We start from the raw sequence: 21906 nt of genomic DNA, 5'->3' as shown, positions 1-21906 counted from the left end.
CACGGATCACCACTTCGGGTGACGGTCCGGGCAGGTCACGGCGCACTTTTGTCACATGCGTCCCGGCAATGAACGCCGGTACCTCTGGTTCCGGGTTACCTTGTGCAGGCCGGACCGGTCGACCGCGGTCCACCCGGACAGCCCCGGGCCGGTGCCGCCGAGGCCGCGCAGGCTCCCGGCGGCCGATGGGAGAGGAGCCGGCCGCTCTTGTCGTCCCTTCGGGATCTGCTGCGTCCCCTGGTGGCCGCCGGCCTCGTCGCCGCGCTGGTCGTCCCCGCCTCCCCCGCCTCGGCGGAGCCGACGGTGGCGGAGCTGACACGGCAGATCGACAGGTCCTCGACCGAGTTGGCGCGGGTGGTCGAGACGTACAACGAACTCCGGGAGAAGATCAAGGAGAACGAGCGGGTCGCCGCCGGTCTCCAGGCCCGGATCGGGCCGCTGGAGGAGCAGGCCGCGCGCAGCCGCGCCGACGTCGGCGAGATCGCGGTGACCGCGTACAAGACCGGTGGCCTCCAGACGGTCGACGCCCTGCTCTCCCCGGGCGGCTCCGGCACCCTGGCGGAACGGCTGGGCACGCTCGACCAGCTCACCCGGCAGCGCCAGGCCCGCATCGCCGGGTTCACCGCCGACCAGCGCCGGCTGCTGGAGCAGCAGCGCAGCCTGGACACCACGCTGGCCCGGCAGGCCGCGCAGGCGAAGCAGTTGACCGCCGGCAAGAAGAAGATCGAGAAGGACCTGGACCGGCTCTACGAGCTGCGCCGCACGGCGTACGGGTCGGCGACCGAGAAGCCGGCCCGGAAGGCGGGCAGCGCGGCCAAGGAGGCCCCCGCCGTCTCGGGCAAGGCCGGGGTGGCGGTCCGGTACGCGTACGGCGCCATCGGCAAGCCGTACGTCTGGGCGGCCGACGGCCCGAACGGGTACGACTGTTCGGGGCTGACCTCGGCCGCGTGGCAGGCGGCGGGCCGGTCGCTACCGCACAACACCAAGATGCAGTGGAACACCGTGGCGAAGATCAGCCGCAGCGAGTTGCGCCCCGGCGACCTGGTCTTCTACCGCAGCCTCGGGCACGTGGCGCTCTACGTCGGCGACGGTCAGGTGATCCACGCCCCGACCTTCGGCCGGCACGTCGAGAAGCGGAGCGTCGACCTGATGCCCCCGTACGGCTACGGCCGGGTCCGCTGACGGACCGGTGAGAGGCGAACGGCCGGCGTCCACTGATGGACGCCGGCCGTCGGCATTCCGGCGGGTCGGTCGCCGACGCGCCGTGCTGGGGCGGGTCGGTCACCGGCCCGTACGCCGGGAGGTCGGTCCTGGGGGTTCGGGCCGGTCCGGGTGGACCGGCCGCCGGGGTCGGGGCGGCCCATCGGTCAGGCTGCCTGCAGCCCCTCGGCGCGGGCCAGCTCCCGCAGCCGGCCGAGCGCCTGGATCTCCAACTGCCGGATCCGCTCCCGGGAGAGCGAGAAGCGCGAGGCGACCTCGGTCAGCGAGTGCTCCCGGCCGTCCTCCAGCCCGTACCGGGCCCGCATGATGCCGGCGGAGCGGTCGTCGAGGTGGTTGAGCAGGCCCTCGATCCGCTGCCGCTCCAGCCCGGTGAGGACGATGTCCTCCGGCGAGGGGGCGTCGCTGTCGGCGACCAGGTCACCGAGGTTGGTGTCGCCGTCGTCGCCGACCGGGGTGTCCAGCGACACGGTGTCCTGGGACCAGCGGACCAGCTCGTTGACCCGCTCCACGGTCACCCCGAGGGCCGCCGCGATCTGCTCCGGCTCCGGGTCGCTGCCCAGCTCACGGGTGAGCTGACGGGCGACGTTGCGCATCCGGTTGACGTCCTCCACCAGGTGCACCGGCAGCCGCACGGTCCGCTCCTGCTGGGCGATGGCCCGGCTGATCGCCTGGCGGATCCACCAGGTCGCGTAGGTGGAGAACTTGTAGCCCCGCTCGTAGTCGAACTTCTCGACCGCGCGGACCAGGCCGGTGTTGCCCTCCTGGATCAGGTCCAGCATGGGCATCCCGGACCGGACGTAGCGGCGGGCGATCGACACGACCAGTCGCAGGTTGGCCCGGATGAAGAGGTCCTTCGCCCGCTCACCCTCGGCGACCACCCGCTCCAGGTCGTCCCGGTCGACACCGGCGGGGACGCGGTCCTCGCCGAGCAGGTGCTCGGCGTAGAGGCCGGCCTCGATCGCCTTGGAGAGATCGACCTCCTTGGCGGCGTCCAGCAGCGGCGTCCGGGAGATCTCGTGAAGGTAGACTCCGACCAGGTCGCGCTCCTCGGCAACCTCGTCGGTCCGCATGCCGATGTTCTTGTCCACGTTACCCACGGTCCCCTCGCTAGCGCCGGTTGCCCGGTTCTTTGCCATCCCCACGTTCATCAGCCCTCCCCCGTCCCTCAATGAGTGCCCCGCCGTGCTGACACCTACACAACAGCCGGGACGTGTCAGGGATTCCATGTCGTGAGTCGAAAGTGTCACGAACGCCTGAGTATCTGCTGAGAGCGCGATCCATGTTTGCTGTCAGCACCCCCCGTCGGGTGACTCGCCGGTGGGCGTCACGGGGTCAGCGGGTCGACGGGCCGCCCGGGACAATCGCACCATTGCGTCCCCGGATGCACAGCGATCCGGGTCACCGCCCGGCTGCGATCCTGGTCACTGAACGAATACGGCCCGCCGGGACGGCCGGTTCACCCGTGTCCATGGATTACCCCACGTCTGGTGGAACAATCCGACGCGCGTGTCGCCTCCCGGTCCGGGGTGTGTTCCGGGTCGCACCGGCGGCCTCCAGGCGCGCGGCCCCGGGTGCTCAGGTGGCGAGCAGGTCGAGGGCGCCGCGCACCTGGTGGGCGGCGCGGGCCAGGGCGGCCCGTGCGGCCGGCACCCCGGCCCCGGAGACCAGCGACACCAGGGCGGTCTTCAGGTCACCGTCGGCCTCGTGCAGGGCCCGCCGGGACACCTCCTCGGAGCACCCGGTCGCCTCGACCAGGATCGAGAGCACCCGGCCGCGGAGCTTGGCGTTGGTGGCGACCAGGTCGACCATGAGGTTCGAGTAGACCCGGCCGAGCCGGACCATCACCGCCGTGGAGAAGGTGTTCAGCACCAGCTTCTGCGCGGTGCCCGCCTTCATCCGGGTCGACCCGGTCACCACCTCGGGGCCGGTGTCCACCCCGACGAAGACGTCCACCGAGGCCGCCGCCCCGGCCCCGGGATCGGCGCAGACCAGCACCGTCGCCGCGCCCCGGGCCCGGGCCGCCGCCAGCGCCCCCAGCACGTACGGGGTACGCCCGCTCGCGGCCAGCCCGACCACCAGGTCACCGGCGTGGACGCACTCGGTGGCCTCGGCCGCGCCGGTCCGGTCGTCGTCCTCGGCGTTCTCCACCGCCCGCCACAGCGCGGTCGGCCCACCGGCGATGTGCGCGCAGAACCAGTCCCGGGGGGCGTTGAAGGTCGGGGTCAGTTCGGCGGCGTCGAGCACGCCGAGTCGGCCGGAGGTGCCGGCGCCGAAGTAGTGCACCCGGTGGCCGGCGCGCAGCGCCGCGACCGCCAGGTCCACGGCGGTGGCGATCTCGTCGAGCAGCGCGCCGACCGCCCCCGGTACCCGTCGGTCCGCCTCGTTGATCACGGTGAGCACCTCCCGGGTGGGAAGCAGGTCGAGGTCGAGGCTCTGCGGGTTACGGCCCTCGGTGGCGGCGCCCACCCGGACCGCCGGCCGCTGCGGCCCGGCCGGGTCGACCCGGCCGGACGTCACCCCCGCCTCCGCCCCGGGCCCACCCGATGGCCCCGGACCGCCTCGGCGGTCGCCTCCAAAGCCCGTTTCGCCCGCGCCCGGTTGCGCGCCGCCACCCCGACGAAGAGACAGTCGACGACGGTGAGCTGGGCGAGCCGGCTGGCCGTGGCACCGGAGCGGTAGGTCGTCTCGCGGGCCGCCGTGGTGAGCACCAGGTCGGCGACCTCGGTGATCGGGGAGCGCGGGAAGTTGGTCAGGGCGACCGTGGTGGCACCCCGGGAGCGGGCCTGCTCCAGCACCTCGATCACGTCCGAGGTCGTCCCGGTGTGCGAGATGCCGATCGCCACGTCGCCCCGGCCGAGCAGCGCGGCGGAGGTGAGCGCGGTGTGCACGTCGGGGAAGTAGAACGCGGTCCGGCCGATGCGGTGCAGCTTCTGCTGGAAGTCCGAGGCGACGAAACCGCTGGCCCCGGCGCCGTACACGTCGATGCGGCCGGCGGCGGAGATGGTCTCGACGACCTGTTCGCAGACGGCGGGGTCGAGCTGCTCGGCGGTCTCCTCGACGGCCCGCGCGTCGTTGAAGGCGATGGTGGCGATGATCTGGGCCAGGTCGGCCCCGGGCGGGATGTCGCCGCCGACCACCCGGGCGTCCGGTGGCTCCACCCGGCGGGCCGCCTCGGCGGCGAGCCGGATGCGCAGCTGGGGGTAGCCGTCCATGCCGACCGAGCGGCAGAACCGGATCACCGTCGCCTCGGAGGTCTCGGCCGCGGTGGCGAGGTCCGTGATGGTGCGCCGGGCGGCGTCCGCCGGGTCCGCCACCACCAGCCGGGCGACCCGCTGCTCGGCGGGGGACAGCGACGGCAGCAGACCGCTGATGTGGACGATCAGTCCACCCGGCTCGCGACTCGCGGAAATCTTCGGACTTTTCACCACGGATGAAACTTACTTTCACCGCGCGTGAGCGTCAACCACCGCTCCCTCGATGCGGGACGCGCCGTGACCGGCCCGCCCACCCTGGCAGCCTGCCATTTCCGCAGCACCACCGGCTCGGCCGCCGGGCCGGGCCGGGCCGCCGGACGGCTGCCCGGCCGACACCGTCCGGTGCGATCACGGTCCGAAAGCTACGGTGTGCGGTATGGCGGAACGCAGTGTGCTGGTGACCGGGGGCGCGGGCGGGCTGGGCGGAGCGGTCACCACCGCCTTCGTCACGGCCGGCTGGCGGGTGGTCGTACCCGAGCGGACGGGTGACGCCCCGGGGCGGCCGGCGGCGAGCGGCGTGGTCACGCTGGTCGCGGACCTCACCGACCCGGCCGGCGCGCAGCGGGCCGTCGAGGTCGCCGCCGCCGACCCGGCGGCCCCGCTGCGCGCGGTGGTCAACCTGGTCGGTGGGTACGCCGGGGGCGCCCTGGTGCACGAGACCCCGGTCGAGGAGTTCGACCGCATGCTGACCCTCAACCTCCGGCCGACCCACCTGGTCACCCGGGCCGCCCTGCCGCACCTGGTGGCGGCCGGCGGCGGCGCGGTGGTCTGCGTCTCGTCCCGCGCGGCGGTGACCCCCTTCCCGGGCGCGGCCGGATACGTCACCGCGAAGGCGGCCGTGCTCGCGTTCGCCAACGCGGTGGCCGTCGAGTACCGCCGCTTCGGGGTGCGCTGCAACACCGTCCTGCCCAGCGTCGTCGACACCCCGGCCAACCAGGCCGCGATGCCCGACGCCGACCACGGCCGCTGGGTCACCCCGGCCGAGATCGCGCCGGTGGTCCGCTTCCTGGCCGGCGACGAGTCGGCACCGACCAGCGGCGCGACCGTCCCGGTCTACGGTCGGGCCTGAGCCGGTCCACGGCGGGGCCTGAGCCCGTCCACGGCGGGGCTGAGCCGGTCTACGGTCGGGCCTGGGCCACCGGCCCGTTGCGCGCCACCGGCGGCCCCGGGTCGACCGGCGGGGGCGGCAGGGCGATGGCCGGCACGGTCGGCGGCACGGTCCCGGTGACCGGCACCCCCGACCCCACCGGCGGGACCGGCACGGGCGGCACCGTCACCACCGGCGGGCCGGGCGGCGCCACGGGCGGGGGCGGCTCGGTGGGCACGGCGGGCACCGTCGCGGCGGGCACGGCGGGCGGCGTCACGGCGGGCGGCGTCCCCGTTCGCACGGTCGCGGCGGGCAGCCAGCCGTCGAGGTAGGCGTGGATCTGCCGGGTCACCTCGTCCATCGGCCGTCCCGCGTCCACCACCACGAAGGTCGCGGCCTCCGGCAGCGCCCGGTACGCGGCGTCGGCGGCGGTCAGGTAGTCCATCGTCTCGTGGTCGGTGCCGCGCTCCTCGATCCGGCGGTACGCCTCGGCCGGGTCGAGGGCGAGCAGGAAGGTGACCTGCGGCGGCGGGAAGAGCCGGTACCCGACCCGGGCCAGGCGTTCCCACCGCTGGCCGCCGTGCGCCCGGATGCTCACGTACTGGCAGGCGGTGTACCGGTCCATCACCGCCGTCCGGCCGGTGAGCAGGCAGCTCAACAGGGCCGTCGCGATGGCCAGCCAGCGCAGCGCCGACTCCACGACGAGCAGTCCGCTGCGGCCGACGAGCCGTTGGGCGTCCGCGCGGCCGACGCGGTGCGCCAGCCGGCCGAGCCAGCGGCGACCGCCCGCGTTGCGGTGGTAGGTGGCGGGACGGCCGGCGGCGCTGAGCGCCTCGGCGAGTCGGTACGCCTGGGTGGTCTTGCCCGATCCGTCGATGCCGATCAGGGCGACGGCGCGCAATCGGGCCCTGCCGCGCCGCGCCCGCCGTGATCTGGACACCTTCCACAGGCTATCCGACGCGCGCTCGTGTGCCCCGATGCCGGTTATGTGGCCCGGCGTCACCGAACGCGCCGGGGGCAGGTGTGGACAACCGGAATGCCGGGTACGCAACCGGCAATCGAACGACCGGTCCGAGTGGGCACGACGGGAGGCGCAGATGGCGGAGCGCGGGGACGAGACGCTGGTACACACCCTGAAGAAGGTCGCCGCCGTGCTCAAGCAGTCCGCGATTCCGTTCGCGCTCGGCGGCAGCTTCGCCGTGTACGCCCACGGCGGGCACTCCAGCGACCACGACGTGGACTTCCTGATCCGGGGCGAGGACGTCGACCGGGCCCTGGCCGAGCTGGACGCGGCGGGCTTCCGCACCGAGCGTCCGCCGGAGGACTGGCTGGTCAAGGTCTTCGACGGCGACCGGATGGTGGACCTGATCCACCGGCCGATCGAGACCCCGGTGACCGAGGAGACGTTCACCGACACGGTGGTCCGGCCGGTGGACGCGATCCACATGCCGGTGCTGTCGGCCACCCAGTTGATGGTGCACAAGCTGCTCAGCTTCTCCCAGCACTACTGCGACTTCGCCCGCGGCCTGCCGCTGGCCCGGTCGTTGCGGGAGCAGATCGACTGGGAACGGGTACGGAAGGAGACGCAGCACTCGCCGTACGCCGAGGCGTTCCTGGTGCTGCTCGACCGGCTGGACGTGGTGCCGTACGGCGGCCCACCGGGAGGGAAGGAAGCACCGTGACCCAGCAACACGACAGCGGCACCGGGCCACCCGACGAGTACGTCGAGGCGGAGATCCACCGGCTGCTCGCCGAGGACCCGGCCGTCGCCGAGCAGGGCATCAGCGTGGTCTGGACCGAACGGGGCCTGGTCCTGTACGGCGAGGTGGAGAGCGCGCACCGGCGCGCGGAGATCCTGCGGCGGGTCAGCGAGCGCTTCCCGGACGTGCCGGTCAGCACCGACATCGGGGTGATCCGGGCGCAGGCGCCCACGGACGTGGAGCAGTTGCCGTGAGGGAGGTGTCATGGTGATCCGGATCGCCGCCGTGGGCGACGTGCACATGGACGAGGACGTGGTGGGCCGGTTCCGCCCCGCCCTGGACGAGTTGCCGCGGCACGCCGAGGCGCTGCTGCTGGCCGGGGACCTGACCCGGCACGGCACCGAGTCCGAGGCGCGCTGCGTGGCGCGGGAGTTCGGCGGGCTGGGCGTACCGGTGGTGACCGTGCTCGGCAACCACGAGTACCAGTGCGACCAGGTGCCACAGGTGGTGAAGGTGCTGGAGGACGCCGGGATCACCGTGCTGGAGGGCGACGGCGTGGTGCTGGAGTGCACCGGCGGCCGGCTCGGGATCGCCGGGGTGAAGGGCTTCGGCGGCGGCTTCGCCGGGCGCTGCGCCAGCGACTTCGGCGAGCCGGAGATGAAGGCGTTCGTCAGGACCACCACGGAGAGCGCCGACGCGCTCGGCGCGGCCCTGCGCGGGCTGGACTGCGACGTGCTGGTGGCGTTGACCCACTACTCCCCCGTGCCGGACACGCTGGCCGGCGAGCCGCTGGAGATCTACCCGTTCCTCGGGTCGTACCAGCTCGGCCAGGCGATCGACTCGGCGCCGACCGCGCTGGCCCTGCACGGGCACGCACACCACGGCTCCGAGCGGGGCACCACCCCGGGCGGCGTCCGGGTGCGCAACGTCGCCCACCCGGTCATCAAGCAGGCGTACAGCGTGTTCGAACTGGGTGACCACGTCGACTGACGACCGGGTTTCCGAAATCACCCGCCCGGGTATTCAACGTTCATGGACCTCATTCTCTGGATTCTCGCAGTTGTCCTGGTGGTAGCGGGTGTGCTGGCGCTCTTCCGCCGGCAGATCCTGTGGGGCATCGTCCTCATCGTGATCGGGCTGTTGGTGGGCCCGGGCGGCGTCAGCATCTTCAGTTGACGCCGTCGACCGTCGAGAACCCTTCGACCCGCCGGGGTCGTCGGAACCGGAACTCCGTCCTCCCGACAGGAGTCCCCGGTCCCGGCGACCCCGGCGTTCTCGTGCGGGCCCGCCCTCCGGGCCCGGCGACCACGATCGGAGGCGGCCCCGGGCGCCGGGGGCGGCCCGGCGTGGTTTGTCCCGGCCGACGCCGGGCATCTTCATCGACATGGCTGTTTCCGAGGGCGTCCGGCGCGACGCCGGCGCACGCACCTGGTGGGCTCTGCTGGGCTTCGGCGCCGCCGTGGCCGTCGCGGCGGTCGTCGGCGGGTTGGGCACCGGTGGGGCCGCCACCGAGTACGGCAACCTCCAGCAGCCCGCCTGGGCCCCGCCGTCCTGGCTGTTCGGGCCGGTCTGGACGGTGCTGTACGCGATGATCGCGGTCGCCGGCTGGCTGGCCTGGCGCCGGGCGGGCTTCGGGCCGGCGGTGTACGCCTGGCTCGCCCAACTGGTGCTGAACGCCGTCTGGACCCCGCTCTTCTTCGGCGCCGGCCAGTACGGGCTGGCGTTCGCCGAGATCGTCGTGCTGTGGCTGGCGATCGGCGTCACGGTCGCCCTCTTCCGGCCGGTCTCCCGACCGGCGGCGCTGCTGATGCTCCCCTACTGGGCCTGGGTCACCTTCGCCGCCGCGCTCAACTTCTCGATCTGGCAGCTCAACATGTGAGCGGACTTTCGTTCGGCCCCGGTCGTCGCCGACCGGGGCCGAACCGCGTTCCGGGCGGCTTTTTCCGCGCTTGCGATCACCCTGCGGAGGCACCCGACGACGCTGGTGGGAGCGCGCCCACCAGGTGATCCTTCGGTTTCCGGATTGTTACTCGGTCGTGTCCGGTCAGGGGTGGACCCCAATAGATGAAAGCGCTTACATGTTGGGCACGCCCATCGGACCGGCGCTGCCCTTCGCGACCGCGCCGGCTAGGAAGGAGGACGGCATGGCGGTCTTTGCCAGACCACGCCAGGCCCTCGCGATCGCCGGCGTGCTCGGGCTGGCGCTCAGCGCCACCGCCTGCGGCAGCGGCGACAGCAGCGAGAACAACGCGAGCTCGGGGGACTGCTCCGCCTACGAGAAGTACGAGGGTCACGACGGCAAGACGGTGACCATCTACTCCTCGATCCGGGAGATCGAGGCCGACCGCCTCGACGAGTCCTGGAAGGAGTTCAGCGACTGCACCGGCATCGAGATCGACCACGAGGGCAGCGGTGAGTTCGAGGCGCAGCTCAACGTCCGCGTGGACGGCGGCAACGCTCCCGATCTGGCGTTCGTTCCGCAGCCGGGCCTGATCCAGCGGTTCGCCACCGGCGGCAAGCTGAAGCCCGCCAGCGCCGACACCAAGACGATGGCCGAGCAGAACTACTCGGCCGACTGGCTGAAGTACAGCACCGTCGACGGCACCTTCTACGGCGCGCCGTTGGGCTCGAACGTCAAGTCCTTCGTCTGGTACTCGCCCAAGACCTTCCAGGAGAAGGGCTGGACGATCCCGGAGACCTGGGACGACCTGATCAAGCTCAGCGACACCATCGCCGCCAGCGGCACCAAGCCGTGGTGCGTCGGGGTCGAGTCCGGTGAGGGCACCGGGTGGCCGGCCACCGACTGGATCGAAGACCTGATGCTGCGCACGCAGACCCCCGAGATCTACGACCAGTGGACCACCCACGCCATCCCGTTCAACGACCCGCGGGTGGCCGAGGCGGTCGACCGCGCCGGGCAGATCCTCAAGAACGAGAAGTACGTCAACGGCGGCTTCGGCGGGGTCCGGAGCATCACCACCACCGCCTTCCAGGAGGCCGGCCTGCCGATCACGCAGGGCGACTGCGCCCTGCACCGCCAGGCGTCCTTCTACGCCAACAACTGGCCCGAGGGCACCAAGGTGGCCGAGGACGGCGACGTCTTCGCCTTCTACCTGCCGGCGATCGACCCGAGCAAGGGCAAGCCGGTGCTGGGCGGTGGCGAGTTCACCGTCGCCTTCACCGACCGTCCCGAGGTGCAGGCCGTGCAGACGTACCTCGCCTCCGGCGAGTACGCCAACAGCCGGGCCAAGATCGGCGACTGGGTCTCCGCGAACAACAAGCTGGACCTCGCGAACGTCCCCAACCCGGTGGACAAGCTCTCCGTCCAGCTCCTCCAGGACAGCAACACCGTGTTCCGCTTCGACGGCTCCGACCTGATGCCGGCCGCCGTGGGCACCGGAACCTTCTGGAAGGGCATGATCGAGTGGCTGAACGGCAAGGACACCGCCAGTGTCCTCTCCGGCATCGAGAGCAGCTGGCCGCAGTGATCTGACCCGGTGGTCCGGTCCGTTTCTCAGCGGACCGGACCACCGGTCGCGGCCGTGACCCGGGGAGGGACGGATGGAGTTCGACTTCGTCGAACAACAAGGCAAGTTGTTGATGCTGCTCTACGGCCTGGTGGCGTTCGTCGTCGTGGTCGGCGGCATGCTGGTGCTGCTCGACGTGGTGCCGGCCTGGTTCGCCCGGCGACGGGAGGCGCGACTGGTGGCGGCCTCCGCCAGCGGTGCCCCGCTGCCCGGGAGGTACCAGCAGCGGGAGGGGCTCTTCGCGCTGTTCTTCCTGCTGCCGGCCGTGTTGATGCTGCTGATCGGGCTGGTGGTGCCGGCGATCCGGACCACCCTCCTGTCCTTCATGGACGGCGACAGCCAGAACTTCGTCGGGCTGCGCAACTACGGCTGGATGTTCAGCGAGGACTCCATCGTCCGGGTGCTGACCAACACGCTGACCTGGGTCATCCTGGTGCCGCTGGTGGCCACCACGATCGGCCTGCTCTACGCGGTGATGGTGGACCGGGTCCGGTTCGAGGCGCTGGCCAAGTCACTGATCTTCATGCCGATGGCGATCTCGTTCGTCGGCGCCAGCATCATCTGGCGGTTCGTCTACGCCTACCGGGGCGCCGAGCAGGAGCAGATCGGCCTGCTCAACCAGATGGTGGTCGCCCTCGGCGGCGAGCCCCGGCAGTGGTTGCAGGACCCGCCGCTGAACACCCTGCTGCTCATCGTGATCATGGTGTGGATCCAGGCCGGGTTCGCGATGGTGGTGCTGTCGGCCGCGATCAAGGCCATCCCGGCGGACATCGTCGAGGCCGCCCGGCTGGACGGGGTCACCCCGTGGCAGATGTTCCGGCAGATCACGCTGCCGAGCATCAAGCCCGCGATGATCGTCGTGGTGGTCACCATCTCGATCGCCACCCTCAAGGTCTTCGACATCGTCCGGACCACCACCAACGGCAACTACGAGACCAGCGTGGTCGCCAACGAGATGTACAACCAGGCGTTCCGGTACGGCGAGAACGGGCAGGGCTCGGCGCTGGCGGTCGTGCTCTTCGTCCTGGTGATCCCGATCGTGATCTACCAGATCCGCAACCTGCGCCAGCAGCGGGAGGGCTGACATGACCACCACGACTCCCCCGCTCGCCACCGGCGCCACGCGCGGCGGCACCCCGACCACCACGGCCGGCCGGGTCCGCAAGCGGCTGACCAGCCGTACCGCGACGATCGCCTCGATCGTCATCGCGGTGGTCTGGACCATCCCCACCTTCGGCCTCTTCGTCTCCTCGTTCCGGCCCGAGGAGCAGCTCAAGACCACCGGCTGGTGGACCTTCTTCCGCGACCCGCAGTTCACCCTGGAGAACTACCAGCAGGTGCTCTTCGGCCGGGGCGCCTCCTCCGGGCAGCTCGCCGGGTACTTCATCAACTCGCTGGTGATCACCCTGCCCTCGGTGCTCTTCCCGCTCGCCTTCGCGGCGATGGCGGCGTACGCGCTGGCCTGGATCAACTTCCGGGGCCGGGACTGGCTCTACATCGGCATCTTCGCGCTCCAGATCGTGCCGTTGCAGATGGCGCTGGTACCGCTGCTGAGCTTCTTCTCCCGGGGGGTGAGCCTCGGCGGGGTGACGCTGATGCCGCCGTGGGACCTCGCCGGCGAGGAGCGGTTCATCCAGGTGTGGTTCGCGCACACCTGCTTCGCGCTGCCGCTGGCGGTCTTCCTGCTGCACAACTTCGTCTCGCAGTTGCCGAAGGACCTGATGGAGGCGGCCCGGGTGGACGGCGCCACCCACCCGAAGATCTTCCGTACCATCGTGCTGCCGCTGATCACCCCGGCGCTGGCCGCGTTCGGCATCTTCCAGTTCCTCTGGGTCTGGAACGACCTGCTGGTGGCACTGATCTTCGCCGGTGGCGGCAGCGAGGTCGCCCCGCTGACCGTACGGCTGGCCGAGATGGCCGGTACCAGGGGCAACGAGTGGCAACGGTTGACCGCGGGCGCGTTCGTCTCGATCGTCGTACCGCTGATCGTCTTCCTCTCCCTCCAGCGCTACTTCGTCCGGGGCCTGCTCGCGGGCAGCGTGAAGGGTTGACCTGACCGCCCTCCGCCGCCGCCCGGCACCGGGTGGCGGCGGAGGCGGTGACGGAGCGGGGTGTACGTGACGAGGATCGATGATGTCGCCCGACTGGCCGGGGTCTCCACGGCCACCGTCTCCCGGGCGCTGCGCGGCCTGCCGACCGTCTCGGCGGCCACCCGTCGTCGGGTGCTCGCCGCCGCCGAGCAGCTCCAGTACGCCGTCTCGCCGAGCGCCTCCCGGCTGGCCGGCGGGCGGACCGGGACGGTGGCGGTGGTGGTGCCCCGGATCACCCGGTGGTTCTTCAGCACCGTCGTCGAGGCGGTCGAGGAGTTCCTCCACGACGGCGGGTACGACCTGCTGCTGTACAACCTCGGCGGGCGGGAGCAGATCCGGCAGCGGGTGCTGCGGACGGCGAACCTGCACCAGCGCGCCGACGGGATCATCCTGGTCGCCACCCCGCTGCGCGCCACCGAGCTGACCGCCCTGGCCGAGCTGGGCCTGCCCGGCGTCACCATCAGCTCCGGCAGCGTCGTACCCCGGTGGCCCTGCGTCCGGATCGACGACGTGGCCGCCGCGCGGACCGCCACCCGGCACCTGCTCGACCTCGGGCACCGCCGGATCGCGCACATCTCCGGCGACCCCGACGACGAACTGGCCTTCACCACCCACCTCGACCGGCGTCAGGGCTACCAGGAGGCGCTGCGCGCGGCCGGGCTGGAGCCGGACCCGAGCCTCGACGTGGAGTCGGAGTTCACCATCGACGGCGGCACCCGGGCGACCGAGGAACTGCTGCGCCGGGGCGACCCGCCGACCGCGATCTTCGCCGCCTGCGACGAGATGGCGATGGGAGCGCTCAGCGCGCTGCGCGACGCCGGCCTGCGGGTACCGCAGGACGTCAGCGTGATCGGCATCGACGACCACGACCTGGCCGGGGTGGTGGGGCTCACCACCATCGCCCAGCCGGCGGCGGAGCAGGGCAGCCTGGCCGCCCGGATCCTGCTCGACCCGGTCGGTGGGGCGCTCGCGGCCCGCCCGACCGGCGCCACCGGCGGCGACCGGGCCGGCGCGCCGGTGTTCTTCCCCACCCGCCTGGTGGTCCGCGACTCCACCGCCCCGCCCCGCGCCGACTGACCGCCAACCGATCGCCCCGACCAGCGGGCGGGCTTCGGCGGGGGCCGTGCTGGGCACAATGAACGGGCGACCGGACGTCTCGACACACGGGAGAACGCCCTGAACACCAACGCGACCCACCAGGAAGCCACCGGCGGGGCCACCCCCGGCTGGTGGACCGAAGCCGTCATCTACCAGATCTACCCCCGGTCCTTCGCCGACGCCGACGGTGACGGCGTCGGCGACCTGCCCGGCATCACCGCCCGCCTCGACCACCTGGCCGACCTCGGGGTCGACGCGATCTGGCTGTCGCCGTTCTATCCCTCCCCGCAGGCCGACGCCGGCTACGACGTGGCCGACTACCGGGGCGTGGAGCCGCTGTTCGGGACACTCTCCGACGCGGACCGGCTGATCGCCGAGGCGAAGGCGCGGGGCCTGCGGGTCATCGTCGACCTGGTACCGAACCACACCTCGTCGGCGCACGTCTGGTTCACCGAGGCGCTGGCCGCCGCGCCGGGCAGCGCCGCGCGGCAGCGGTACGTCTTCCGCGACGGGCGCGGCCCGGACGGCGCCGAGCCGCCGAACGACTGGCAGAGCGTCTTCGGCGGGCCGGCGTGGAGCCGGGTCACCGAGCCCGACGGCCGGCCCGGCCAGTGGTACCTGCACCTGTTCGACTCCGCCCAGCCCGACCTGAACTGGGACAACCCGGAGGTCCGGGCGGAGTTCGTGGACGTCCTGCGGTTCTGGCTGGACCGGGGCGTGGACGGGTTCCGGGTGGACGTGGCGCACGGCCTGATCAAGCAGGCCGACCTGGCCGACTGGCAGGAGCCGCAGGAGATCCTCTCCGGGCAGGAGGTGGACAAGCCGCGCCCGCCGATGTGGGACCAGGACGGGGTGCACGACATCTACCGCCAGTGGCGGCAGGTCCTCGACTCGTACGGCTCGTCCGCCGACGACGGGCGGATCCTGGTCGCCGAGGCCTGGGTGGAGCCCGCCGAACGGCTGGCCCGGTACGTCCGCCCCGACGAGATGCACCAGGCGTTCAACTTCGAGTACCTGCTGGCGGCCTGGACCGCGCCGGCCCAGTACGCGGTGATCACCCGGTCGTTGGAGGCCACCGACGCGGTCGGCGCCCCGACCACCTGGGTGCTGTCGAACCACGACGTGGTCCGGCACGCCTCCCGGCTGGGGCTGCCGGTCGGCACCCCGCGCCCCAACGGCATCGGCATCGGCGACCCGCAGCCGGACGCCGCCCTCGGGCTGCGCCGGGCCCGCGCGGCCACCCTGCTCATGCTCGCCCTGCCCGGCTCCGCCTACCTGTACCAGGGTGAGGAGCTGGGCCTGCCGGAGCACACCACGCTCCCCGACGAGGTCCGGCAGGACCCGACCTTCCGCCGGACCGGGGGCGCGCACCGGGGCCGGGACGGCTGTCGGGTGCCGATCCCGTGGGAGGCCGACGCCCCGTCGTACGGCTTCGGCCCGACCGACGCGAGTTGGCTGCCCCAGCCGCCGTCCTGGGCCGAGTACGCCCTGGACCGCCAGCGCGGGGTGCCCGGCTCGACGTACGAGCTGTACCGGGGCGCGCTGCGGCTGCGCCGGGAACACGGCCTGGGCCGGGGCACCCTGCGCTGGCGGGAGTCCCCGGACACGGTGCTCAGCTTCACCAACGGCGGGCTGACCGTGCTGACCAACTTCGGCCCGGATCCGGTGCCGCTGCCGGCCGGGGCGCAGGTCGTGCAGGCCAGCGCCCCGCTCGACGACGCCGGCCGGGTCCCCACCGACGCCACCGTCTGGTACCGCTGAGGTGTAAGGAGGGGCCCCTTATTAACAGGCGTCTGTTAATAAGGGGCCCCTCCTTACACCCGCTACAGGCGGTCGGCGCGGTCGTGCAGGAGGGTGTGCACGGTGTCGATGTCGCGCGGGGCGGTCCGGGAGGCCAGCCAGTACATGATCCCGGTGGGCACGAAGAAGAGCTGGAACGCGGCCAGCCCGACCGCGTAGTTCAGCGGCGGTGGGAAGGCCGCCCGCAGCCCGTGGAAGACCACCCCGACCAGGCCGTTGCCGGCCGCCCGGCCGACCCCGTTGACCAGGTTGCCGAGGCTGTACACGGTGCCCCGGTGCTCGGGTGGGTTGACGTCGGCGATCAGGGCGAACCAGTTGGGCGAGTTCGCCGAGGTCAGGGCGAGGGCGAAGACGGCGGTGAGCAGGCTCAGCCCGACCGTCGGCTCGGTCACGACGCTGGACAGCACCGCCCCGACCACCGCGCCGGTGCCGGCGCCGTCGGGCACGTCGATGCTGATCGGCACGAAGAAGAGCACCACGTAGAACGGGACGGCCGCGAGGATGCCGACCGCCGCGACCAGCGCCCGTCCCCGGGGGGTACGCCGTTGCAGCGCGTCGCCGGCCAGCCCGCCCACGATCGAGAACACCCCGCCGAGCTGGAACAGGGTGGCGAAGACGCTGCCCACCACCACCGCCGTGGCCGCCGAGTACCCCTGCTGCTCGGCCCGCTCGGCGAAGAGCACCGGCAGCCAGACCAGCGAGCCGAAGGCGGCCTGCGCGGTCAGCCCCTGCAGGATCAGCCACCGGTTGGTCCGGCGGTCGAGGATCCGGGGCAGGTCGGCGCGGCTGATCCGGTACTCGTAGTCGGCCCCGGCGGCGAGCGCGTCGACCAGTTCCGGCTCGCTCTGCCCGCGCCGGACGTCGTAGGTGAACAGGTACGCCACCGTGGCGACCAGCCCGACCACGCTCAGCAGCAGGAACGGCCGCCGCCAGTCGGTCGCGCCGAGCAGTCCGCCGGTCAGCGTCCCGGCCAGCGTGCCAACCCCCTGCGACAGCCCCCAGAAGCTCATCACCAGGCCCCGCCGCCGGGGCGAGATCAGGTCGGTGACCACCGAGAACCCGACCGAGCCGACCGCGCCGAGCCCGACCGCCGCGAGCAGTTGGGCGGCGAGGAAGGTGGCGTAGCCGCCGGCCAGCCCGCTGCCGGCGGTGCCGGCCGCCCAGAGCAGGGTGCCGACCATCAGCAGCGGCTTACGGTTGGTCCGGTCCCCGACATAGGCCCAGGCCACCGCGGCCACCGCGCTGACCAGGAAACTCGCGGCGGTGACCAGCCCGATCATCCGCTGGGGTACGTCGAGGGAGCCGGCGATCGGCCCGTACAGCGGCGGCACCAGGCCGATCGCCACGTTGTCCAGCGAGGCGAGCAGCACGAAGACCACGACGCTGTAGAGCCGGTGCGCCGAATTCCCACCCCACGCCCTGAGCACCCGCGTCCCCCATCCCGACCGGTCCCACCCTCTGTCCACGGCCGCCCCAGCCTCAGCCGCCGGCACCGGGGAGCCGCCCGAGACGGGGAACCGCCGGGACGGGAGATGCTTCGCGCGTCCTTTCGAGCTGCCCCACGAACGGGGCACCGGACACGGAGCACCGCCGAGCGGCACACGCATCCCGCCCCGGGCATCGTCGCACCCGCCCGGCCCGTCCCTTTGCCGCACCCTACCGATGGCCCCGGCCACCACCGCGACGACAACCGGTCTGGCCGCCACCACGGATCAGGCCCCCACCAGCCGCGCCACGGTCACCGTCCGGGCCGAGCCGGCCACGCACATCATGGCCCTGGCCCCGACCGGTCCGGCCAGGGACGTCAACCGGCCGGGCCGGGACCGGCCGACGCCCACCCGGGCGGTACGGCGCGCCGGTGACGAGGGCTGGTCCCACAGACGGAGCAGCTCGAAAGGATGGCCAGAACAACCAGTCGGGCAGCCGGGGTAGGCAGTCCGGGAACCTGGCTCGCCACCGCGCCCGGCGGTCCAGTCACCCGGCCCAGTGCCCTGGCCCGCGACCACGGCAAGGGTGACGGCCCAGAGCAGTGACCCGGTGACCCGGGACCGGGGTCAGCCGGGGAGGCGGTCGACGACCTGCTCGCGGGCGTCGGCGTACCGGTCGCGGATGGCCGGGACCGGGTCGGCCGCGTACTCCTCGGTGCCGGCCAGCGGCCAGTCCGGTGCCGCCGCCCCGCCGAGGGCGACCCAGGCGGCCTGGCGGGCGGCCCCGTCGGCGACGTACTCCCCGGGCGGAGGGACGACCACCGGGCAGCCGAAGACCTGCGGCGCGATCCGGCGGACCGCCGCCGACCGGGCCCCGCCGCCGACCAGCAGCACCCGCTCCACCCGGGCGCCCTGGGCCCGCAGCGCGTCGAGCCCGTCGGCGAGGGCGCAGAGCATCCCCTCGACCGCCGCCCGGGCCAGGTGCGCCGGGGTGGCGGTGCGCAGGGTCAGCCCGTGCACCGCGCCGGTGGCGTCCGGCCGGTTCGGGGTCCGCTCCCCCTCCAGGTAGGGGATCATGACCAGCCCGTCCGCGCCGGGCGGGGCGGCCAGCGCCAGGTCGGCCAGCTCGTCCAGGGTGACCCGGAGCAGCCCGGCGGCGGCGTCGAGCACCCGGGCCGCGTTGAGCGTGCAGACCAGCGGCAGGAACCGGCCGGTGCAGTCGGCGAACCCGGCGACCGTCCCCTCCGGGTCGGCGGCCGGGGTGTCGGCGACGCTGAACACGGTGCCGGAGGTGCCGATGGAGACGACCACGTCGCCGGGGCGGGCGCCGACGCCGAGCCCGGCGGCGGCGTTGTCCCCGGCCCCGGGGCCGAGCGGCACCCCGCCGGACGGTGTCCCGCCGGGCAGGACGCCGTCGGCGAGCGTCCCGGCCACGTCGGCCGGACCGAGCACCACGGGCAGCTCGAGCTGCCGCCCGAAGGCCTGTTCGAGCAGGTCGGGACGGTACCGGCCGGTCGCGGTGGACCAGTAGCCGGTGCCGCTGGCGTCGCTGCGGTCGGTCCGCAGGGCGGCCAGTCCGGCCGCCCCGCCCAGCCGCCAGGTCAGCCAGTCGTGCGGCAGGCAGACCGCCGCCACCCGGGCCGCCGCCGCCGGCTCGTGCCGGGCCAGCCAGCGCAGCTTGGTGACGGTGAAGCTGGCCACCGGGACGGACCCGGTCGCCTCGGCCCAGAACCGGCGGCCGGTCTCCCCCGGGCCGGCCTCGGCGACCAGGTCGGCGGCGGCCCCGGCCGAGCGGGTGTCGTTCCACAGCAGCGCCGGCCGGACCACCTCCCCGGCCTCGTCGAGGCAGACCATCCCGTGCTGCTGCCCGGCGACGGCGACGGCGGCCACGTCGGCCAGCCCACCGGCGGCCTCGGCGGCCGTCCCGAGCGCCTGCCACCAGGCGGCCGGGTCGACCTCGGTGCCGTCCGGGTGCGGCGCGCGGCCCTGGCGGACCAGCTCACCGGTCTCCGCGTCCCGGACGACGACCTTGCAGGACTGGGTGGAGGAGTCCACCCCGGCGACGAGCGGCATGGCGACCGGCCTCAGCGCGCGCCGAGCAGGTGCTCGACGGCGAGCTGGTTGAGCCGGACGAAGCCGTAGCCCTGCGCGCCGGCCCGGTCGACGTCGAACGTCTCGAACGCGGAGGTGTCGGCGAGCAGCTCGGCGTAGGACTCGCCCGGGTCGAGGGTCGGCGTGGCCAGGTCGGCGACCTTGCTGGCGGCCAGCGCCTCGGCCACCTCCGGGTCGGCCCTAAACGCCGCCGCCCGCTCCTTGAGCAGCAGGTACGTCCGCATGTTCGCCTCGGCCGAGGCCCACACGCCGGTGATGTCCTCGGTCCGCGACGGCTTGTAGTCGAAGTGCCGGGGCCCGTCGTACGCGGGCACCCCGTCGGGGCCGCCGTGCTCCAGCAGGTCCACCAGGGCGAACGCGTTGAGCAGGTCACCGTGGCCGAAGACCAGGTCCTGGTCGTACTTGATGCCCCGCTGGCCGTTGAGGTCGAGATGGAACAGCTTGCCCTGCCAGAGCGCCTGGGCGATGCCGTGGGCGTAGTTGAGCCCGGCCATCTGCTCGTGCCCGACCTCGGGGTTGAGGCCGACCCGGTCGGGGTGGGCCAGGGTGGAGATGAAGGCGAGCGCGTGCCCGACGGTGGGCAGCAGGATGTCGCCGCGCGGCTCGTTCGGCTTGGGCTCGATGGCGAACCGCAGGTCGTACCCCCGGTCGATGACGTACTGGGTGAGCAGGTCGACGGCCTCGCGGTACCGCTCCAGGGCGGCCCGGATGTCCTTGGCGACGTCGTACTCGGAGCCCTCCCGGCCGCCCCACATGACGAAGGTCTTCGCGCCCAGCTCGGCGGCGAGGTCGACGTTGCGCAGCACCTTGCGCAGCGCGTACCGCCGGACGTCGCGGTCGTTGCTGGTGAAGCCGCCGTCCTTGAACACCGGGTGGGTGAAGAGGTTGGTGGTCACCATCGGTACCACCAGGCCGGTCTCGTCGAGGGCCTTGCGGAAGCGGGCGATGTGCTGGTCACGGGTGGCGGCGTCGACGCCGAACGGGATCAGGTCGTCGTCGTGGAAGGTGATCCCGTACGCGCCCAGCTCGGCGAGGCGGTGCACGGCCTCAACCGGGTCCAGTTCCGGCCGGGTGGCGTCGCCGAACGGGTCGCGGGCCGGCCAGCCCACCGTCCAGAGACCGAAGGAGAACTTGTCGGCGGGGGTGGGACGGGGCGCCATGCTGAACCTCCGGGGGAATGGGACGGCGGCTATTTGTTCAGTGGTTGAATTATTTGGCGGCGCTGTGGCAGTGTCAAGTGGTGAGTCGAGCCAGCAGTCCGGCCGGCGCGGTCCGCCAGGCCAGCCTCCGGGAACTCAACCTCGCCGTCGTCCTCGGCCGGATCGCTGCCGCCTCCCGGCCGCCGTCCCGCGCCGAACTGGCCGCCGGCACCGGCCTCACCCGGGCCACCGTCTCGGCGGTCGTCGACGACCTGATCGGCGGCCGGCTGGTCACCGAGGCCGGACCCGCCCCGCGCACCGGGGCCGGCCGACCCGCCCGGGGCCTCGTGCTCGCCGGGGACGGCCCGGCCGGTCTCGGGCTGGAGGTCAACGTCGACTACCTCGCCGCCTGCGTGGTGGACCTCGCCGGCACCGTCCGGCACCACACCGTGCACCGGGCCGACCTGCGCCCGGTCTCCCCCGCCGACGCGCTGGCCCGGCTCGGCGACCTGGCCACCCGGGCCCGCGCGGACGCCCGCCGGCAGGGACTCACCCTGGCCGGCACCGCGCTGGGCGTACCCGGACTGGTCGGGGACGGCGGGCTGGTCCGTCTCGCCCCCAACCTCGGCTGGCGGGAGGTGGACGTCCCCGTCCTGCTCCGCCGGCACCTGCCGCCGGTCGAGCCGGTCACCGGGATCCCGCCGCTGGTGGTCGAGAACGAGGCGAACCTGGCCGCCCTGGGGGAACTGCACACCGTCTCCTCCGACACCGCCAGTTTCCTGCACATCTCCGGTGAGGTGGGCATCGGCGCCGGGATCGTCCTCGACGGTGCCCTCTTCCGGGGCGCCCGGGGCTGGAGCGGCGAGATCGGCCACATCCCGATCCAGCCGGAGGGTCCGTCCTGCCGGTGCGGCGGCCGGGGATGCCTGGAGCAGTACGCCGGGCAGGAGGCCATCCTCACCGCGGCCGGCCTGACCTGGGCCGACCTTCCGGCGGACACCGCCGCGACCCGGCTGGCCGCGCTCGCCGAGGCCGACGAGCCCACCGCGCTGCGCGCCCTGCACGACGCCGGCACGGCGCTCGGCGTGGCGGTCGCCGCCGTGGTCAACCTGCTGGACCTGGACACCGTGGTCCTCGGCGGTGGATACGCCCCGCTCGCCCCCTGGCTGGGCCCGCCGGTGCTGACCGAGATCGACCGCCGGGTGCTCACCGCCGCGTGGGCGCCGGTGACGGTCCGCCCGGCGCGGCTCGGGCCGGAGGCGGCGGTGGTGGGGGCGGCCGGCTCGGTGGTCCGGCGGATCATCGCCGACCCGAGCGGCTGGCTGGCCGGCCGGCGCGCTTCCTGGATGGGCGGGAGCCGACCGACGTCGGTACGCTTGCCGGGAGGCAACGATCCCCCACGGTAGGGAGAGCGGTACCAGCATGCACAGCGGCCAGCCGACCAGGGCGTC

Annotated in this window: 19 protein-coding genes and 1 pseudogene; 13 read left to right on the top strand and 7 right to left on the bottom strand. The window is 73.2% G+C overall.

What is annotated here, in order from left to right; translation table 11 throughout:
• Positions 1–207 precede the first annotated feature (207 nt).
• Positions 208–1182 carry a C40 family peptidase gene (locus ACQUFX_RS32215; RefSeq protein WP_428963884.1) on the top strand — a complete coding sequence of 325 codons (975 nt, stop codon included), beginning with the start codon at positions 208–210 and terminating at the stop codon, positions 1180–1182.
• Positions 1183–1367: 185 nt separating this feature from the next.
• Here the strand turns inward: ACQUFX_RS32215 and ACQUFX_RS32210 are convergent, their stop codons facing one another.
• From ACQUFX_RS32210 to ACQUFX_RS32200, 3 genes are all read right to left on the bottom strand, one after another.
• Positions 1368–2357 carry a sigma-70 family RNA polymerase sigma factor gene (locus tag ACQUFX_RS32210; protein ID WP_211272157.1) on the bottom strand — a complete coding sequence of 330 codons (990 nt, stop codon included), beginning with the start codon at positions 2355–2357 and terminating at the stop codon, positions 1368–1370.
• Between the two features lie 439 nt (positions 2358–2796).
• Positions 2797–3738, bottom strand: coding sequence for an N-acetylmuramic acid 6-phosphate etherase (locus tag ACQUFX_RS32205; protein ID WP_428963883.1), 942 nt, complete (start codon positions 3736–3738; stop codon positions 2797–2799).
• Positions 3735–4649, bottom strand: a complete 915-nt coding sequence (locus ACQUFX_RS32200; protein WP_067373837.1) for a MurR/RpiR family transcriptional regulator — start codon at positions 4647–4649, stop codon at positions 3735–3737. Before ACQUFX_RS32200 ends, ACQUFX_RS32205 begins: the two co-directional genes overlap by 4 nt.
• A gap of 202 nt (positions 4650–4851) precedes the next feature.
• Between ACQUFX_RS32200 and ACQUFX_RS32195 the strand changes: the two genes are divergently transcribed.
• Positions 4852–5544 (top strand): SDR family NAD(P)-dependent oxidoreductase, encoded by a 693-nt coding sequence (locus ACQUFX_RS32195; RefSeq protein ID WP_428963882.1) that lies wholly within the window; start codon positions 4852–4854, stop codon positions 5542–5544.
• Between the two features lie 274 nt (positions 5545–5818).
• Here ACQUFX_RS32195 and ACQUFX_RS32190 read toward each other — a convergent pair.
• Positions 5819–6502, bottom strand: a pseudogene (locus ACQUFX_RS32190) (dTMP kinase); the annotation flags it as partial.
• On the opposite strand from ACQUFX_RS32190, the gene ACQUFX_RS32185 reads away from it, so the two are divergent.
• From ACQUFX_RS32185 to ACQUFX_RS32140, 10 genes are all read left to right on the top strand, one after another.
• Positions 6438–7244, top strand: a complete 807-nt coding sequence (locus tag ACQUFX_RS32185) for a nucleotidyltransferase family protein (protein ID WP_428963881.1) — start codon at positions 6438–6440, stop codon at positions 7242–7244. The pseudogene ACQUFX_RS32190 and the gene ACQUFX_RS32185 overlap by 65 nt on opposite strands.
• The gene (locus ACQUFX_RS32180; RefSeq protein ID WP_428963880.1) at positions 7241–7516 is read left to right on the top strand and encodes a hypothetical protein; all 276 of its coding nucleotides are present in this window, start codon (positions 7241–7243) and stop codon (positions 7514–7516) included. Before ACQUFX_RS32185 ends, ACQUFX_RS32180 begins: the two co-directional genes overlap by 4 nt.
• Before the next feature lie 10 nt (positions 7517–7526).
• The gene (locus ACQUFX_RS32175) at positions 7527–8252 is read left to right on the top strand and encodes a metallophosphoesterase family protein (RefSeq protein ID WP_428963879.1); all 726 of its coding nucleotides are present in this window, start codon (positions 7527–7529) and stop codon (positions 8250–8252) included.
• A gap of 42 nt (positions 8253–8294) precedes the next feature.
• Positions 8295–8438, top strand: coding sequence for a GPGG-motif small membrane protein (locus ACQUFX_RS32170; protein WP_169807178.1), 144 nt, complete (start codon positions 8295–8297; stop codon positions 8436–8438).
• 208 nt (positions 8439–8646) lie between these two features.
• Entirely contained in the window at positions 8647–9141 is a 495-nt protein-coding gene (locus ACQUFX_RS32165) for a TspO/MBR family protein (RefSeq protein ID WP_428963878.1), read from the top strand.
• 265 nt (positions 9142–9406) lie between these two features.
• Entirely contained in the window at positions 9407–10750 is a 1344-nt protein-coding gene (locus ACQUFX_RS32160; RefSeq protein ID WP_428963877.1) for an ABC transporter substrate-binding protein, read from the top strand.
• Between the two features lie 73 nt (positions 10751–10823).
• Positions 10824–11873: a carbohydrate ABC transporter permease gene (locus ACQUFX_RS32155; RefSeq protein WP_428963876.1), complete on the top strand. Its 1050-nt coding sequence runs from the start codon at positions 10824–10826 to the stop codon at positions 11871–11873.
• A 1-nt stretch (position 11874) separates the two neighbouring features.
• Entirely contained in the window at positions 11875–12840 is a 966-nt protein-coding gene (locus ACQUFX_RS32150) for a carbohydrate ABC transporter permease (RefSeq protein ID WP_428963875.1), read from the top strand.
• Between the two features lie 66 nt (positions 12841–12906).
• Entirely contained in the window at positions 12907–13956 is a 1050-nt protein-coding gene (locus ACQUFX_RS32145; protein WP_428963874.1) for a LacI family DNA-binding transcriptional regulator, read from the top strand.
• 99 nt (positions 13957–14055) lie between these two features.
• Positions 14056–15738, top strand: a complete 1683-nt coding sequence (locus tag ACQUFX_RS32140) for a glycoside hydrolase family 13 protein (protein ID WP_428967145.1) — start codon at positions 14056–14058, stop codon at positions 15736–15738.
• A 62-nt stretch (positions 15739–15800) separates the two neighbouring features.
• Here ACQUFX_RS32140 and ACQUFX_RS32135 read toward each other — a convergent pair whose 3' ends face one another.
• From ACQUFX_RS32135 to xylA, 3 genes are all read right to left on the bottom strand, one after another.
• Complete coding sequence (locus ACQUFX_RS32135; RefSeq protein ID WP_428963873.1) at positions 15801–17204, bottom strand: MFS transporter; 1404 nt, start codon at positions 17202–17204, stop codon at positions 15801–15803.
• Between the two features lie 627 nt (positions 17205–17831).
• A complete protein-coding gene (xylB, locus tag ACQUFX_RS32130) occupies positions 17832–19277 on the bottom strand; it encodes a xylulokinase (RefSeq protein WP_428963872.1) in 1446 nt (481 codons plus the stop codon).
• An 11-nt stretch (positions 19278–19288) separates the two neighbouring features.
• A complete protein-coding gene (gene xylA, locus ACQUFX_RS32125) occupies positions 19289–20476 on the bottom strand; it encodes a xylose isomerase (protein ID WP_428963871.1) in 1188 nt (395 codons plus the stop codon).
• A gap of 53 nt (positions 20477–20529) precedes the next feature.
• Between xylA and ACQUFX_RS32120 the strand changes: the two genes are divergently transcribed.
• Positions 20530–21861, top strand: a complete 1332-nt coding sequence (locus ACQUFX_RS32120) for an ROK family protein (protein ID WP_428967144.1) — start codon at positions 20530–20532, stop codon at positions 21859–21861.
• The last annotated feature ends 45 nt before the right edge of the window (positions 21862–21906 follow it).

The sequence above is a fragment of the Micromonospora fluostatini genome (genome assembly GCF_050410825.1).
In the GTDB taxonomy this organism is placed as follows: domain Bacteria; phylum Actinomycetota; class Actinomycetes; order Mycobacteriales; family Micromonosporaceae; genus Micromonospora; species Micromonospora rosaria.
Note: the sequence above shows the minus strand (reverse complement) of the source record. Positions and strands in the feature narration are given on the sequence as shown.